The organism is Moorena producens PAL-8-15-08-1 (assembly GCF_001767235.1).
Taxonomy (GTDB): Bacteria; Cyanobacteriota; Cyanobacteriia; order Cyanobacteriales; family Coleofasciculaceae; genus Moorena; species Moorena producens_A.
On the sequence record NZ_CP017599.1, the window covers coordinates 5,546,850 to 5,560,535 of the forward strand.

A 13,686-nucleotide genomic window follows, 5' to 3' on the forward strand; every position below is an offset into this window, starting at 1 on the left:
CTTAAAAAAGGGGGGAGCCATACTCGATCGTCCCCCTTTTTTTAGGGGGATAATGGGGGATCTCCGAGGCAATAAAACACGCCAACGCCCCCCAATCATGGGCTAAAAAAACTCTCAAAGTTCCCCTGAATTGGGTAATTGTAGGTGCTTTAATTCATCCTTTAGATCAACCTTTCTTTCCTTAATTCAGCAACCCCTAATTATTAGGCGTTGCTGAATAATTGAATGATTTTAAGAGTTTTGTAGAATTGGCATCTTGGTGGAACTGGCATCTTGCCAGTTTCATGCTTATTTTCGCGCGGGCAGGATGCCCACTCTACTCCTATTCATTACTTAATTCCGCAACCCCTAATTATTAAGGTCTATAGATTGAAGCAGACATTCCCTGTTGACGTAGTTGGTTAGCAAAAGCATTGGCCTTGGCTTCATTTTTGAATGCTCCCATCTGTATTCTCGTACCTTGTGGGAATCGACCCAAAAAAGCACCAGGTACAATTTTCCTAGCTTTTGCTAAACCACTAGAAGTCCCGTCGTTGAGTATCACGTAATATTTGATTAATGTAGATTGAGACGGTGGTGGTGCAGTAGTTTTATTTCGGGTAACCACTGGCTGTTTAGGCAATGGTGCGGCAATAGAAACCGGTCTTGGAGCAGGCTGTGAATTGTTTTGAATTTCTTGCTTTGCTCTAGAACCAATTTGATTCTGTACAGCGAGTTGCTTTCGTTTAGCTTCCACTTTAGCTTGTTGCTGCCGAGCTTCAGCCATGATTCGATTTAACTTCTGACGCCAATAGCCTCTTGGTGGCAAATTGCTGTTCTTAGCATAGTTCAACACATCAACCCACCGACCCTGTTCATAGGCTTGTTGAATCTTATCAAATTTGCGTTCAAAGGATACCCATTCGTTGTGCCATTGGTCAATTTTGGTTTGGGCACCATTGAAAGCAGCACTACTAGGCAACACATCTTGTGCGATCGCAATTGCCCCTTTGATATTTCCTGCCTGATACTTTTGTACAGCTCTTGCCAAAATTAGTGACCCATTATCAACAACCGGTGGTGCTGGTGTTGGCTGAGGGGTCTGTGGTGACGATGGAGCCCTCCTGACCACAGGTTTTGGTTGTGCGTATACTCTTTTCCTCGGAACGTTTCTCTTAGGAACGTTTCTCTTGGGAGCCGTTGCCACCACTGGCTCAACCGTTGATACACAGTCAGTAAATTTTGTAAACACCCACCCGGTAACCGGTGAACTAATTTCTACCCAGCCAGGTTGTCCACTACCAGTTAGAACCAGACTGCTTCCCTGATTGAGCTGATCTACTTTTGATCCGTTAGGCTCGGAGCGCACATTCACACTCAAACCTGTGACCTGGCAATTACCTGGGGCAGCTGGGGCTGGTGGCTCATATACTACCGGAGCTGAACGGCGATTGGGTGTACTCCTAGGAGGAATTGGTTGCGCTATTCTAGGTGGTGACCAAGAGCTAGAACGCACCGAGTAGATCATACCAGCTATCGAAGAAGTAACTAAGGCAATACCAGTGCCAATGATCAAAGACAAATTATCTGATTTATCTACCTTAGTTGGAGGCAACGGAGAAGGTGCTGCTGGTTTATTTGGAGTAGAACCTCTATCGGCATTTGCATCCCAAGTTTTTTGCTCTGAGAACGGGGTTGATACTGGCTCTGGTGGGAAGTTTTCTTCTACTGTAGGGATATTGTGAATTGAGTAGTAGGTTGGGGAATTGATGGAGTACGCTTTTGAACTAGCACTCAATTGCTGTAAGTCTCGTAAAACCTGGGATGCTGACTGGTAACGGTCTTTGACTTGGTAGCGAACCATTTTGGTAAGGACATTCGCCAATCCTACACTTAATCCTACACTCCCTGACACCATAGATTGCCAGTTAATTTCACCAGTTTTAAGGTCTTCGTGAAACTGATCTGGCACCATTCCTGTTAGTGCCTGAATCCCAATAATCCCTAGGGCATAAATATCACTGCTTGGACAGGGCTGACCCAAAGCCTGCTCACTGGACATATAGCCGGGAGTGCCTACTACCACAGTATGGTTAGTTTGTCTATAGGCACTAGCCAAATCAGTTTGAACTTGCTTAACTGCACCAAAGTCCACCAACACTAACTTTTGATCTGCCGTGCGTCGGATCAGGTTATCGGGCTTAATATCGCGATGAATCACACCGTGACGGTGGACAAATTCCAAAATACTTAAAACTTCTTGCAATAGCCCAATCACCTGGTTTTCCTGCCAGCGGTTACCAGGAGACAACTCTTGGCTCAATAGATGCCCTTCGATGAACTGTTGCACCAAGTAAAACTCATGGTCTTCTTCAAAGTAGGCAAGTAGTCGAGGAATTTGGTCATGATTGCCCAGCTTTTCTAGGGTTTCAGCCTCCCTGCTAAATAGCCGTCGAGCAGTGTCTAAAAATGTCTGAGAGCCATTGGGAGGCATTAGTTGCTTAACAACACAGCTTGGGTTACCTGGACGCTTCGTGTCCTTGGCTAAATAGGTTTTGCCAAATCCCCCGGAACCGAGGACTTGAGTCACTTGGTAACGCCCGTCCAGTAACTTGCCTAACATAGGATTGATGTGCCTAAGATTTCACAAAAAGGAAGATTAAAACTCCGCACCAAGGGGGCGAGTTGCTAACTGTCTCATGTTTAACATACGCTGATCGGTATTATTGACCAGGACTGTGACAATTTTTAGTCTGATTATCAGTAAGCTATCAGCTATCAGCTATCAGCTATCAGCTATCAGTTATCAGTTATCAGTTATCAGTTATCAGTTATTGGCTGAAGGCTGAAGGCTGAAGGCTGAAGGCATACGATTATCTGGCTCAACTTAGGATACTCTACCCGAAGAGGAATTTGTCAAAGATGATAGTCCACTGGTTATAGGATAGGGGAGATATCAGTATAGTATTAAGAGCGACGGATAGCCTGTGAATAATTGCTGTTTTATTATATGTCTGGTATAATAACCCCCTTCAAGGGCTGTGTGGGAGTTAACTAATGAAACCCTTATTTAAGGATACGCTGGCATGGGAACAAGCTCAAGTGCTGATGCAACCTGCGTTTATTCGTATAATAGACGAAATTGGGCGACAGTTGGAGCCAACAAACTGGAAAGTCACCTATAAAAACGTTACTACACCCATACCAGGCTATGAGTTGTCTTTGGCACATCAAGATACAACAGTAGCCATTAATTTATGGGATTTGTGTTTCCAAGTCTGTTTTCGTGACTATAAGCCAACCCAGTCTGAGTTAGACACTCTGGCAGTAGACATTGATCCGATGCTGATTGACCAAGCGGGTGAGGTAGATTGGCAGTGTCTAGATGCAAAAGCCAAACAGCTAGTGGAACAAGTTGTGGCAGGATTGCCACTGGTAGATAACAATGACAAATGACCAACTATCAATCAATAATCAAAAATTGCTAGATGTCCAGCGCCTGGCTGGGGCAACGTTTGAGTCGGTGGCTTCACGCATGATTCCAGTAAGCTTTGGCAATGATGGAGCAGGAATTGAAGCAGCCCGTCAGGGAGTTGCCTTAGTTGATTGTTGCCATTGGGGGTTGATAAAAGTATCTGGTGATGACCGACTACGCTATCTACACAATCAAAGCACCAATGACTTCCAAACACGACAGCCAGGCCAAGGCTGTGAGACGGTTTTTGTTACATCTACAGCTCGTACCATCGACATAGCTACTGCCTATATCTTAGCAGATGCGGTGCTATTGCTAGTTTCTCCAAATTGCCGCCAGCAGATCATGGAGTGGCTGGATCGTTATATCTTTCCCATGGATAGAGTGGAATTGCAGGATGTATCGGCTCACCATGCTGTTTTCTCCTTGATTGGACCGGTTAGTAATGCCCTCTTAACAGGCTTGGGTGTGGAAATATCAGGAGAAGATGCTAGTCACCAGCAACTGATGCTCGGGGATAATCAAGTCCGCATCGCTGTAGGGAGTGGCTTAGCAATGCCTGGATATACTCTAATTTGCCCTGCCGATAATGCTGCCCAGGTTTGGCAGACCTTAACCACAGCAGGAGCAATCCCCATAGGCGATCGCGTTTGGGAACAGTTGCGTATCCAACAGGGACGCCCTGCGCCTGGTCATGAACTGACAGAGGATTACAATCCTCTCGAAGCAGGTTTGTGGCAAACCATTTCCTTTAGCAAAGGCTGTTACATTGGTCAGGAAACCATTGCGCGCTTGAATACCTACAAAGGAGTTAAGCAACGACTATGGGGTATCCGCTTAAGTGCTCCTACTGACCTAGGGAGCGCCATTACTGTGGATGGGGAAAAAGTGGGCAAGCTCACCAGTTTGACGGAAACTGACCAGGGAGTCTTTGGTTTAGCTTATATCCGCACTAAGGCTGGTGGTGCAGGGTTAAAGGTTCTCTTAGGGGACATCGAAGGGGAAATTGTCGCTGTACCTGGTTTGAGCCATAACTATTACGAGCCCAGTGCTGAGTAATCCCGGACCCTGTAGCTTTTCTTTCGGAAACGTCTGTTGAAAAAAAATACGATGCGCGAGCATTCAGCCGCTAAGCGATAGCATAGCAGAGCCAATGATCTGGCATCGCACTATATCACAAAGGATAAAAATAGACAAGAATCTATATCAAAATGCCTATCAAATTAGTATAATAGCGTGTCTGATAGTAATGAGGGAAAAAATTATGTTTCCCTACTCCCTACTCCCTACTCCCTACTCCCTACTCCCTACTCCCTACTCCCTACTCCCTACTCCCTACTCCCTACTCCCTACTCCCTACTCCCTAGGACAAGTGACCTAACCCAGTTGAGAACTGCGATAAAATAAAAGACTAAAGCATTCACACTCCTCATTTGAGGACATCCAGTTTATGGCCCTGCCAATTGTTGCAGTTATCGGACGCCCGAATGTGGGGAAATCAACCCTGGTCAATCGTTTGGCAGGAGTCACCGATGCTATTGTTCACAACCAACCAGGAGTAACCCGCGATCGCACTTATCGCCCAGCTTTCTGGCAAGACCGAGACTACCTGGTTGTCGATACTGGCGGCTTAGTCTTTGATGATGATACCGAGTTCTTGCCCTTGATTCGAGAACAAGCAATGGCAGCTTTGGCTGAAGCGAGTGCAGCAGTGTTGGTGGTGGATGGTCAAGCGGGACCGACAGCTGGAGATGAAGCGATCGCGCAATGGTTACGTATACAAAATACCCCAGTTGTGCTAGCTGTCAATAAATGTGAATCTCCCCAGCAAGGAATTATTCTAGCCTCCCAGTTTTGGGAACTGAATTTAGGAGAACCCTTCCCGGTCTCAGCAATTCATGGCAATGGTACAGGAGAATTACTAGAAAAGCTGGTTACCTACCTGCCCAATGTAGACACTATTCCAGAAATCCCAGAGATTAAAGTTGCTATTGTCGGACGCCCCAATGTGGGAAAGTCCAGCTTATTGAACACCCTCACTGGGGAAAATCGCTCCATCGTCAGTCCAATTTCTGGTACCACTCGTGATGCCATTGATATGGTAGTAGAACGCTCAGCAGATCCAGAAAAGGGTACTGAAGCCCAAACCTATCGCTTGATTGACACCGCTGGCATTCGCAAAAAGAAAAACGTTACTTACGGACCCGAATTTTTTGGTATTAATCGTGCCTTCAAAGCCATTCGCCGCTCAGATGTAGTGCTACTGGTGATTGATGCGATAGATGGCGTGACAGAGCAAGACCAAAAACTGGCAGGACGTATTGCTGATGAAGGGCGTGCTGCGGTAATTGTAGTCAATAAGTGGGATGCCATCGAAAAAGATTCCTACACTATCTATGACTACCAAAAACAGGTAAAAGACCGACTGAGTTTTATCGAGTGGGCTGAAATGATCTTTGTCAGCGCCCTAACAGGTAAGCGGGTCGAAACAATTTTAGATTTAGTTGACACCGCTGCCAATCAACATCAACGTCGTGTCTCTACCTCTGTGATTAATGAAGTCTTACAAGAAGCCGTTAGTTGGTACACTCCTCCCACCAATCGCCAAGGACGTCAGGGCAAAATCTACTACGGTACCCAGGTAAAATCTAAACCTCCCACTATTGCCCTGTTTGTCAACGACCCCAAACGCTTCAAAGACAACTACCGTCGCTACATAGAGCGTCAGTTCCGCCAACAATTAGATTTCACCGGTACACCACTACGCTTACTGTGGCGAGGCAAAAAAGTCCGTGATGGAGAAGAAGCTCAAATCAACCTCAATCGAGCTACCCGTGTGTGACAACTAACCCCCTCAACTACTACCCACTCAGCACTCACCACTAACATCATGGACTTATTGCGATCGCTTCCGATCGGACTATACTTGGAACAACCAGTCACCTGGATGCATCACCTCGACTCGAGGGTAAAGATGGTTTGGTTGACCAGTTTTCTGATCGCACCCCTGTTGGCAAATCCCTACTGTCGGCTCGGGCTATCTTGCTTACTGATTCTAATCACTATTACCGCTAGGATTCCCTGGCGGGTGTGGCGTCAGCAAATGAGTTGGTTGTTGATGGTAGCATGTTTTGTTTTTCTGATCACTGCGATCGCTCCAGATGGTATGGCAATTGACCATCAAGTCAGACTACCTCCAGAACCTCAAGAACTCACCCTACCTCAACCTAGTGACTACCGTTATGTGATCTGGAGTGGTAAAGCGTTTTCTATGATTAGTCTTACTATTACTCGTCGCTCAATAGATTTAGCGATCCGGATCAGCACAACTCTATTTACCCTAGTTTACAGTTCCAGTCTCTTTCTGCTGACCACAGCACCAGAAGAAATTACCGCAGGTTTAGAAAGCTTAATCAAACCCTTACGGCGTTTGAATGTTCCGGTTACCGAAATTCTGCTGACCTTAACCCTTTCCTTGCGCTTTATCCCCCTAGTGCTAGAAGAAGTACAGAATTTAGCTCGTTCCATACGCACTCGTGCTATCAACTGGAAAAAACTAGGTCTGAGCCGAAGCTTACAAGTTTGGTTAATGGTTGCGGAAAAGCTTCTGGAAAATCTGCTGTTACGGGCTGAGCAAATTGCTAGTGCCATGACTGTCAGAGGCTTTACTAGTCCCAATGAGCATAAAGTGGAGTGGCATCAACTGCGTTTACGGTGGTGTGATTGGTTAGCAATGGCAAGTTTACTAGTATTTTGGGGAGTAAGATTAACCTGGGGTTGGAAAATATGAATCTTTTTTCAATAACATAGCTATGGTTTAATCTAGGTAAATTCAAGCAATCCCTAGGCTTTAAAACCGGGGACAGCAGTTACAAGATTTGTATCTCAGCCATCCTATGACAAATCAATCACCGTCCGACCAATCATCATCCCCAACACCTCCTCAGCCAAGCCGCAAACCGATTCTAGAGCTTGATGAATTACTGGCAATTATCGTCGCCTTTGCCACTGTTGGTCTAATTTTATTTTGGGGCACAAAGGGCAACCGGGAAAAATTTAGCTTAAAATCCGTTGAGTCTTCCATAGCATCATCTGAGTCAACGGGGGAATCATCACTATTCCCAAGCCTTAAATCAATCACCGGTGGGGGTGATTCATCATCTGCGCCCTCGGAATGGTCCAAATCAAGAAATCGTTCTTTGTTTAGGGGATACTCACCTGATCCAGCTACCGGTTTCATGCTCGGGTCAGCTCAAGGTAAATCACCAGAGCAGTCAGAAACTAATCCATTCCTGGGGCTATTCTCATCGGGGTACTCATCCACAGGATATACCGACGGCACCATGGGCAAGGGCAAATTCCGATCCGATGGCAGTACTGACGGTAGCACAGGTCCTGACCAAGCCCGAGGCGGTAACAGTACTGACGGTAGCACCGGTTCTGACCAAGCCGGAGCATCATCACAAACTATCCCTATAGATGTTAGCGATTTCCGCTCGATTCAAGTACAGGAGATTCCTAATAATCATTGGGCAAGTCCATTCATGATACCTCTAGCCAGGGACAAGGTATTAATTAACTTACCTGATCAGAAATTTGTACCGGACAGACCGGTGACACGGGGAGAGTTGGCTGCTCAAATTCAAAAAGTGTTTAAAGAGCAGAAGAAGCGACAACGAGTAAATTACAAGGATAAACCTACTGATAAGTCAGCGTCTAAAGCCATTGATGAAGCTACTGAAACTGGCTTTATGTCAGGATATCCCGGACAGGAGTTCCGTCCTGAGCAAAAAGTTCCTCGTGTACAGGTTTTAGTCAGTCTGATTAGCGGTCTTGATCTTCAACCTTCATCGAATCCAGCGGAAACGTTAAAGATTTACCGAGATAAGAATCAGATTCCTGAGTGGGCGATTGAGAAAGTAGCAGCAGCAACAGAAGCGGGTATAGTTGTTAACTACAGTGACAAAACTAAGCTCAGACCCAATGAACCTGCTACTCATGCTGAGATGGTATCTATGCTTTATCAGGCTTTGGCCAAATCAGGTAAGGTTCAAAGGGTTCCCTCTCCATATATTGTAGCTCCACAATAAGTAGGGTTTGCTGAAAAAGTATTTTGGTATGGGTAGGAGTCAGCGAGTGTGGAGTCAGCGAGTGTGGAGAAATGGGAATTATATAGGAGGTACTCGGCAGAATTGTCCCTTGATTTTTCTGCTGTTGTCTGCCCAAAATGCTAATTAAATGAGCTTTTTCGATCGATTTGCTGGCACTTTTTTATACCCAAAAAGGCTAAAACCTTTATCTGTCAATGCTTTGAGAGTTAATTAGCAAGCCCTAAGTAGCTCCAAAATAGAATTATCGGTAACCCGTTCAGGTAATGATTAGCCCATTTTAATCAACTTTCTTGATTAGCCCGGAGTTTTAACTCCGGGCGATATTTTTGATGGGAATAGAAGGAAAAGGTAACAGAGCAAAGGGGATTGTGACGGAAAAGAGCACTGGAAAAAAATCCTGTGTACCTCATTACTATCAGAAACTCTTGTTAAGCATCAAGGCAACCGTTAACTATCAACCATTGTGTTAATGCAGTCGTTGATGGTTTAAGTTCTGTATGCGATCGCATCCAGCCCCCTGAAAATCCCCACAGGTAGGCGCACCCGTCCCTACCACAGTGCTCTGACAGGTATCCCAATTCGGCTTGGAGGAGGAGTAATCACTCTTGGCTGTACAGGAGTGGAAATGACAGTTCTCCGAATACGGTTCACCCGTTCGATACGCCTCTGTTGGACAGACTCTAACACCTCGCTAACACGACTGGTAACCCTCGTAGTCTCTGAACTGGCCAAAGCACTGGAACTAACCACATTAACGATACGATTCCCAGCCATCAAGACTTGCTTACCTTCTATCAAATGCCATTGCCTGAGCTTGGAAGTGGGTAGCCAAACCGTTCTGCTGTCACCGTTGTCAAGCTTAATCTTTACTATATTGCCAACGATACTCTTGATAGTACCTTTGTCAAGCTCTTGCCCCCGATCTTGTTTCAGGATCCGGTTTTGGGCTTGTTCACCCATTGAGTTAGCCTTAGCAGGAGCCATAGCAAGGGTACACAGCAGCAATGACAAGGTAGTCCCTGTCCAGACATTCAAGTTTTTAATTTTCATAATCAACTTAACTTATATTTCTGTTAATCGAAGCATTTAAAATTAAATAATCTACTGTAAAATCTACGGAAAGAATAGATTTTTTCCGGAATACTTTATCCGTATAATTACTAATATTATTTGAGCCCAAACTCAATGATATTATGGGTGTTAAGGTTTTTGATAATGTGTAAGCATATGCGCTACGCGCACGCTGCGCGAACAGCAGTCAGCGGTCAGCCGTGAGCTTTTAGCTCACCCGTGCGCGTTCAGCCGTCAGCTATTTTCTTCAAAAGCACCTCAACTAGGGTGCCGATAGCCCATAGGCTGATAGCACCTCAAGTAGCGTGTGTGGCACAGGCTTCTAGCCTGTGAAATACTGCATGAGCTGATAGCTGATAGCACCTCAAGTAGCACCATCTGTAGCGTGTGTGGCACAGGCTTCTAGCCTGTGAAATACTGCATGAGCTGATAGCTGATAACACCTCAAGTAGCACCATCTGTAGCGTGTGTGGCACAGGCTTCTAGCCTGTGAAATACTGCATGAGCTGATAGCTGATAGCACCTCAAGTAGCACCATCTGTAGCGTGTGTGGCACAGGCTTCTAGCCTGTGAAATACTGCATGAGCTGATAGCTGATAGCACCTCAAGTAGCACCATCTGTAGCGTGTGTGGCACAGGCTTCTAGCCTGTGAAATACTGCATGAGCTGATAGCTGATAGCTTACGATAATGTGGCTTTTCAAGTCTATAAAAGGGATGTTATAAAGTTGTTATAACTAAAAAATATTTAAGAATGGTGAGAGATAAATTGCTATCTCGGAGCTTAATGCTACTCTGCTTGAGTATAGTAATTCCAATACTTAATGGGCAACAGCAGGTAGCTGCCTCTGAAAAAATAAGTAGTCCTGTTCCTACTCCCAAAGAGGTTTTACCTCAAAATCAATTGCCTGGAATTGAAGCCCCAAAATTGCCACCCCTTAAAGACCCGGATCTATATCTTCCTCTAGAAGAAGACTTGCCAGCAGAGGCTACTGAAATTACTCGTTTAGTAATTAAATTGAGTGAACGTCGTGTTTATGTCTATCAAGCGGCTCAAGTCCTAAACAGTTACCCAATTGCCATCGGTAAAGCGGGTTGGGAAACACCAACAGGCAATTTTGAAGTGCTCCAAAAGCTTCTGGAGCCAGCTTGGGAGCATCCTTGGACAGGTGAAGTAATTCCTCCAGGGCCAAATAATCCCCTTGGCGATCGCTGGATTGGTTTTTGGACTAATGGGAAGAATTATATTGGATTTCATGGAACAACTGCTGAGGAACTCGTCGGACAAGCTGTTTCTCACGGTTGCATCCGAATGCTCAATAAAGATGTCCGGGATTTATTTGAAAAGGTTGCTATAGGAACACCGGTAATCGTACAGCCTTGACATCCTCTACCGGAATAGGTTATACCGAGTTGCATTCAAAGAGAGTAGATTGCTTGCATAGGGAGATGGGGAGATGGGGAGATGGGGAGATGGGGAGATAGGGATAGAAAGTTGTACGTTTGACCGCAACTTAGTATTAATCCCCAGAACTAGCGAGTCCAGCCCTTAGCTCTTCATAAGTAAGCATATGCGCGAAGCGCAGGCTACGCCAACAGCTATCAGTTATTAGCTATCAGCTCTCAGCATTCAGCTATAGCGCGATTAGCGCTACGCGCACCCGTGAGCTTTTAGCTCACGGCTAACGGCTGAATGCTTACCTTCATAATTATTAATTTTTTGATAACGATGAGTTAAATAGACCCCACCCTTAGCGCACTACCAATTGATTTGCCCTCAACTAACCAAAGCGTGAAAGATTGCCCCGATAGCTCGAATTGTGCTCTGTTGCTTCACTTCCGGTATTGGAGAGTTTCAGAACTTAAATCCGATTGTTATAGTGATTAGGGTATAGGTTCAACTTTCTGACCCGGTCTACTAGAAACGGGATTTCCAAACATTAAACGTATTTTTTTATGAGTAAATCAATAATTGAGTTAGTTGATGAACTGTCAACAGATAGCCTAACTGTAAAAATACTGAACGCACTGGATTTTGTGATCCCAGGGGAGTGGGAAAACCTAGTGGGGTTTAACCACACCATTCGCAAGCTAACTGGGGAAGAGGATTACGAGGTGATTACGAAAATTCGCGATCGCGCCCTCGCCATCTACGAAGACCCGAATGAGGGATACCAAAAAGCCGTTGGGATTTATCAAAAGTTTGACAGAACTGACAAAGCGATCGCAGCAGCCGCTTTAGCTGACAAAGTCGGGGATACCTTTAGGTGGATTCCGTTTTTACAGAAACTGACTCCTAAAGCGGACAAGCTTCAAGGGCTGGACTTGGGTCTGAAATTAGTGGGGGAACTACTAGCCCATAGCAAAATTCACAAGGTGGGCTTGAATCCCTTTGAGTTTGCCACTTCTATCCAGGAGAACTATGATAAAGCTGCTCTGATGCGCATGGTAGCTTTAGTGTGCATTGATGGGGTAATTCCTCTTGGTGCAGACTTCGTGTCTAAAGTACGAAATACCCTTGAAGATGGAGATCAATCATCCTTTTCCAACAATGATGAGTTTGAAGCCATCAGGGACTCAATCCCAGATGGCGATAAACAGGGATTCATTACTCAAACCTTTGATGCAGTTGGTGGCTGGATGGATAATCTAGTATCCTCGGTTGGATTAAGCCGTGATTCACTCTCCGACAGTCTCGGGGGTTTTGTAGAAATTGCCGATGACAAGTTAGACTATGTGGCGGCATTTCTAGACGCTAGCACTAACTACTATGAGCATACTGGCATACAAACCGTTGCGCGTCATTTAATTCTTCGTGCTGCTGAAGAAATTGACTAGGCTAATTGACTAGGCTAGTAGTACACAACTATAGCGTTTTTCATAGTGATGAGAAACGCTATAATAGGCGAATAAAATTTTGCTCTCATCAAGTTAAGTACTAACCTTGACAATGCTGCAATACAAAGTTTATAAGCTAACTGAATCCCCTAACTTTGTATTAGTTGCTGCTGGATTAATTATGGCTTTAGCGGTAACAGGCTGTGAACAATGGGATTCATCTGGCAGGATAAGTAGACCAACACCAGACAATTTTCCTACTCGTAACTTACCGAGATCGAACCCTAGGCAGTCGCCACCAGCAATCAAGCAAGTTTTGTACGTGGATTCTCAACAGGGTACAGACACGGAAAATGCTGGTCTAACCACTGCTAATCCCTTCAAAACTATTACCTATGCCTTACAGCAAGCTCGTCCCTTAGCTACTATCCACCTAGCCCCAGGTCAGTACACCCTTGAACAGGGAGAAACCTTTCCCCTTAAACTCAAACCTGGCATGATTCTCCAGGGAAACAAGTCCCCTAGAGGTGAAGGAGTGGTCATAATTGGTGGGGGTCTTTACCTTAGTCGCACTTGGGCAGGTCAGAACGTAACGATATTGGCAGCTCAAGATGCTCAGATTCTGGGACTAACTATTACTAATCCTAATACCAGAGGGAGTGGTGTGTGGGTAGAATCCACCAATCCCATCATTCGTAACAATACCTTTATCAATAGCGATCGCGAAGGAGTGTTTGTTAGTGGTAAAGGAAATCCTCTGATTGAAAATAATCGTTTTGCCAATAACCAAGGAAACGGTATCTCTGTAACTCGGGAAGCAACAGGAGAAATCCGGGGTAATATTATTGAGCAAACCGGTCATGGTTTGGCGATAGGGGGCAACAGTTCACCCTTGATAGTAAATAATCAGATTCGTGACAACATTGACGGGGTAGTGATTGAAGGGTCTGCACGTCCTGTGCTGCGCGAAAACCAAATTATCAATAATAGTCGGGATGGCTTGGTAGCGATTAGCCAATCTCAGCCAGATTTAGGCACTGCTAGTACTCCTGGTAACAACCTTTTTGAAGGTAATGAACGTTATGACATTTATAATGTTACTGGCAAAAAGCTATTAGTAATTGGTAATCAGCTCAAGGGGGATGGAGTTGCTGCGCTCCTAGAAGCTCAACCAAGTTCTCCTGAATTTCCTGTAGACTTTGACCTTAATTAG

12 protein-coding genes are annotated in these 13,686 nt (G+C 45.1%); 9 read left to right on the top strand and 3 right to left on the bottom strand.

The window, feature by feature from the left end; translation table 11 throughout:
• Nucleotides 1-355: 355 nt before the first annotated feature.
• Nucleotides 356-2,602 carry a protein kinase domain-containing protein gene (locus BJP34_RS20250; RefSeq protein WP_070393902.1) on the bottom strand — a complete coding sequence of 749 codons (2,247 nt, stop codon included), beginning with the start codon at nt 2,600-2,602 and terminating at the stop codon, nt 356-358.
• Between the two features lie 434 nt (nt 2,603-3,036).
• Between BJP34_RS20250 and BJP34_RS20255 the strand changes: the two genes are divergently transcribed.
• From BJP34_RS20255 to BJP34_RS20280, 6 genes are all read left to right on the top strand, one after another.
• Nucleotides 3,037-3,435, top strand: coding sequence for a hypothetical protein (locus BJP34_RS20255; RefSeq protein WP_070393903.1), 399 nt, complete (start codon nt 3,037-3,039; stop codon nt 3,433-3,435).
• Nucleotides 3,425-4,513: a YgfZ/GcvT domain-containing protein gene (locus tag BJP34_RS20260; protein ID WP_070393904.1), complete on the top strand. Its 1,089-nt coding sequence runs from the start codon at nt 3,425-3,427 to the stop codon at nt 4,511-4,513. The genes BJP34_RS20255 and BJP34_RS20260 overlap by 11 nt, the downstream gene beginning before the upstream one ends.
• A 190-nt stretch (nt 4,514-4,703) precedes the next feature.
• Complete coding sequence (locus tag BJP34_RS49180) at nt 4,704-4,835, top strand: hypothetical protein (RefSeq protein WP_267876326.1); 132 nt, start codon at nt 4,704-4,706, stop codon at nt 4,833-4,835.
• A 69-nt stretch (nt 4,836-4,904) separates the two neighbouring features.
• Entirely contained in the window at nt 4,905-6,296 is a 1,392-nt protein-coding gene (gene der / locus BJP34_RS20265) for a ribosome biogenesis GTPase Der (RefSeq protein ID WP_070393905.1), read from the top strand.
• 48 nt (nt 6,297-6,344) lie between these two features.
• Nucleotides 6,345-7,244, top strand: a complete 900-nt coding sequence (locus tag BJP34_RS20270; protein WP_070393906.1) for an energy-coupling factor transporter transmembrane component T family protein — start codon at nt 6,345-6,347, stop codon at nt 7,242-7,244.
• Between the two features lie 106 nt (nt 7,245-7,350).
• On the top strand, nt 7,351-8,544 hold the full coding sequence (locus BJP34_RS20280; RefSeq protein WP_083305271.1) for an S-layer homology domain-containing protein: 1,194 nt from the start codon (nt 7,351-7,353) through the stop codon (nt 8,542-8,544).
• Nucleotides 8,545-8,846: 302 nt separating this feature from the next.
• Here the strand turns inward: BJP34_RS20280 and BJP34_RS49185 are convergent, their stop codons facing one another.
• Entirely contained in the window at nt 8,847-8,975 is a 129-nt protein-coding gene (locus BJP34_RS49185) for a hypothetical protein (RefSeq protein ID WP_267876327.1), read from the bottom strand.
• 139 nt (nt 8,976-9,114) lie between these two features.
• Nucleotides 9,115-9,615 (bottom strand): hypothetical protein, encoded by a 501-nt coding sequence (locus tag BJP34_RS20285; RefSeq protein ID WP_070393909.1) that lies wholly within the window; start codon nt 9,613-9,615, stop codon nt 9,115-9,117.
• Nucleotides 9,616-10,389: 774 nt separating this feature from the next.
• On the opposite strand from BJP34_RS20285, the gene BJP34_RS20290 reads away from it, so the two are divergent.
• From BJP34_RS20290 to BJP34_RS20300, 3 genes are all read left to right on the top strand, one after another.
• A complete protein-coding gene (locus tag BJP34_RS20290; RefSeq protein WP_070393910.1) occupies nt 10,390-11,019 on the top strand; it encodes a L,D-transpeptidase in 630 nt (209 codons plus the stop codon).
• A 572-nt stretch (nt 11,020-11,591) separates the two neighbouring features.
• The gene (locus BJP34_RS20295) at nt 11,592-12,473 is read left to right on the top strand and encodes a hypothetical protein (RefSeq protein WP_070393911.1); all 882 of its coding nucleotides are present in this window, start codon (nt 11,592-11,594) and stop codon (nt 12,471-12,473) included.
• A gap of 112 nt (nt 12,474-12,585) precedes the next feature.
• On the top strand, nt 12,586-13,686 hold the full coding sequence (locus BJP34_RS20300) for a DUF1565 domain-containing protein (RefSeq protein WP_070393912.1): 1,101 nt from the start codon (nt 12,586-12,588) through the stop codon (nt 13,684-13,686).

Bases quoted from the DNA above. Each gene is read 5' to 3' on its own strand.
- BJP34_RS20250 (WP_070393902.1), bottom strand. From the start codon at position 2,602: ATGTTAGGCAAGTTACTGGACGGGCGTTACCAAGTGACTCAAGTCCTC.
- BJP34_RS20255 (WP_070393903.1), top strand. From the start codon at position 3,037: ATGAAACCCTTATTTAAGGATACGCTGGCATGGGAACAAGCTCAAGTG.
- BJP34_RS20260 (WP_070393904.1), top strand. From the start codon at position 3,425: ATGACAAATGACCAACTATCAATCAATAATCAAAAATTGCTAGATGTC.
- BJP34_RS49180 (WP_267876326.1), top strand. From the start codon at position 4,704: ATGAGGGAAAAAATTATGTTTCCCTACTCCCTACTCCCTACTCCCTAC.
- der (WP_070393905.1), top strand. From the start codon at position 4,905: ATGGCCCTGCCAATTGTTGCAGTTATCGGACGCCCGAATGTGGGGAAA.
- BJP34_RS20270 (WP_070393906.1), top strand. From the start codon at position 6,345: ATGGACTTATTGCGATCGCTTCCGATCGGACTATACTTGGAACAACCA.
- BJP34_RS20280 (WP_083305271.1), top strand. From the start codon at position 7,351: ATGACAAATCAATCACCGTCCGACCAATCATCATCCCCAACACCTCCT.
- BJP34_RS49185 (WP_267876327.1), bottom strand. From the start codon at position 8,975: ATGAGGTACACAGGATTTTTTTCCAGTGCTCTTTTCCGTCACAATCCC.
- BJP34_RS20285 (WP_070393909.1), bottom strand. From the start codon at position 9,615: ATGAAAATTAAAAACTTGAATGTCTGGACAGGGACTACCTTGTCATTG.
- BJP34_RS20290 (WP_070393910.1), top strand. From the start codon at position 10,390: ATGGTGAGAGATAAATTGCTATCTCGGAGCTTAATGCTACTCTGCTTG.
- BJP34_RS20295 (WP_070393911.1), top strand. From the start codon at position 11,592: ATGAGTAAATCAATAATTGAGTTAGTTGATGAACTGTCAACAGATAGC.
- BJP34_RS20300 (WP_070393912.1), top strand. From the start codon at position 12,586: ATGCTGCAATACAAAGTTTATAAGCTAACTGAATCCCCTAACTTTGTA.